Source organism: Micromonospora sp. NPDC051296, from assembly GCF_040682255.1.
GTDB lineage: Bacteria > Actinomycetota > Actinomycetes > Mycobacteriales > Micromonosporaceae > Micromonospora > Micromonospora craterilacus.
Map to the genome: position 1 here is coordinate 1 of NZ_JBFBAO010000625.1, position 1,856 is coordinate 1,856.

2 protein-coding genes are annotated in these 1,856 nt (G+C 69.1%); both read left to right on the top strand.

Translation table 11 applies throughout. The features are described from left to right. The first annotated feature begins 67 nt into the window (after positions 1 to 67). Positions 68 to 1,348 (top strand): IS21 family transposase, encoded by a 1,281-nt coding sequence (gene istA / locus AB0M52_RS33625; RefSeq protein WP_363961888.1) that lies wholly within the window; start codon positions 68 to 70, stop codon positions 1,346 to 1,348. After that, positions 1,349 to 1,856 (top strand): ATP-binding protein (locus AB0M52_RS33630; protein ID WP_363961890.1); only part of this gene is annotated, 508 nt, incomplete at its 3' end.

Below are 1,856 nucleotides of genomic sequence, written 5' to 3' on the forward strand. Positions count from 1 at the left end.
TGTCGACGACGCGCTGAGACTGACCCTCTAGCGGCGGATTGGGACTGACCCCTCCGAGGCTGGAGGGGTGATCGCATTGGAAGACTGGGCTGAGATCCGTCGGCTGCATCGGGCTGAGGGTGTTCCGATCAAGGAGATCGCGCGTCGGCTGGGTTTGGCGCGTAACACGGTCCGTTCGGCGCTTCGGGCTGAGGCGCCGCCGTCGCGTGAGCGCGGCCCTCGTGGTTCGCTGGTGGACGAGGTCGAGCCGCAGATCCGGGCGTTGCTCGCGGAGTTCCCGCGGATGCCTGCGACGGTGATCGCTGAGCGGATCGGGTGGACGAAGTCGCTGACGATCCTCAAAGACCGGGTCCGGGAGCTGCGCCCGTTGTTCGTTCCACCGGACCCGACCGACCGAGTGGAGTACGACCCGGGCGAGGTCGCCCAGTGCGACCTGTGGTTTCCACCCCAGCCGATCCCGGTTGGCGGCGGGGCTGAGCGGATCCTGCCGGTGCTCGCGATGACCTGCGGGTACTCGCGAGTCACGGACGCAGTCATGATCCCCAGTCGCAAGGCCGGAGACATCCTGGCGGGGATGTGGGAGATCGTCGCCGGGTGGGGCGCCTGTCCACGGACTTTGGTCTGGGACCGGGAGGCCGCGATCGGCGGCACCGGAAAGCTCACGACGGAGGCGGCGTCGTTCGCCGGGACGATCGGGGTGCGCATTCGCCTGGCCCCACCCCGGGATCCGGAGTTCAAGGGGCTGGTCGAACGGCGCAACGGGTTCTTCGAGACCTCGTTCCTGCCCGGGCGCGTGTTCACCTCGCCGTTCGATTTCAACGTCCAGATCAGCGACTGGCTCGTGCAGCGCGCGAACACGCGCGTCCTGCGCGCGATCGGCTCGACGACGCCCACGGCCAGGTGGGCGGCGGACCGGGCCGCGATGGTGGCTCTGCCGCCGGTGGCACCGGCGATCGGGCTCACGCATCGGGTGCGGCTGGGGCGGGACTACTACGTGCGTATCGACGGCAACGACTACTCCGTGGACCCTCGGTGCATCGGCAGGTTCGTCGACGTGCTCGCCACCCCCGCCCGGATGGTCGCCTCGTGCGCCGGGCAGGTCGTGGCTGATCACGACCGCGACTGGGGTCACGCCCGCACGATCACCGATCCCGAGCATCAGGCCACCGCCCGGCTGCTGCGCCAGGACTTGGCCGCCCGCCGGCGGCAGGCCTCGACTCGTTCGCACGCCGATGGACACGTCGTGGCGATCCGTGCCTTGCCGGACTACGACGCCCTCTTCGGCGTGGACTTCGACCCCCGCCCCAACCTCGAGGCGGTCCAGGAAAGCGCAGCCGGAGGGAAGTAGATGACCACGACAACGAAGAGCAGACCGACACCGGACGGGCTGGGATCCAAGCTCGCCTACCTCACCAGAGTCCTCAAGACGCCCACCATCGGGCGGACCTGGGAGATCTTGGCCGACCAGGCCAGGGAGGCGAACTGGTCGCACGAGGAGTACCTCGCCGCCGTGTTGGAACGGCAAGTCGCCGACCGGGAGTCCGCCGGCACGACGATGCGGATCCGCACCGCGCACTTCCCAGCGATCAAGACCCTGGAAGACTTCAACCTCGACCACCTGCCGAGCCTCCGCAAGGACGTGCTCGCGCACCTGGCCACGGCGACGTTCATCCCGAAGGCGGAGAACGTGATCCTGCTCGGCCCGCCCGGCCTGGGCAAGACCCACCTGGCGATCGGGCTCGGGATCAAGGCCACCCAGTCCGGCTACTCGGTCCTGTTCGACACCGCGACGAACTGGATCGACCGCCTCGCCCGCGCCCACCACCGCGGCGCCCTGGAAGCCGAGCTGAAGAAGA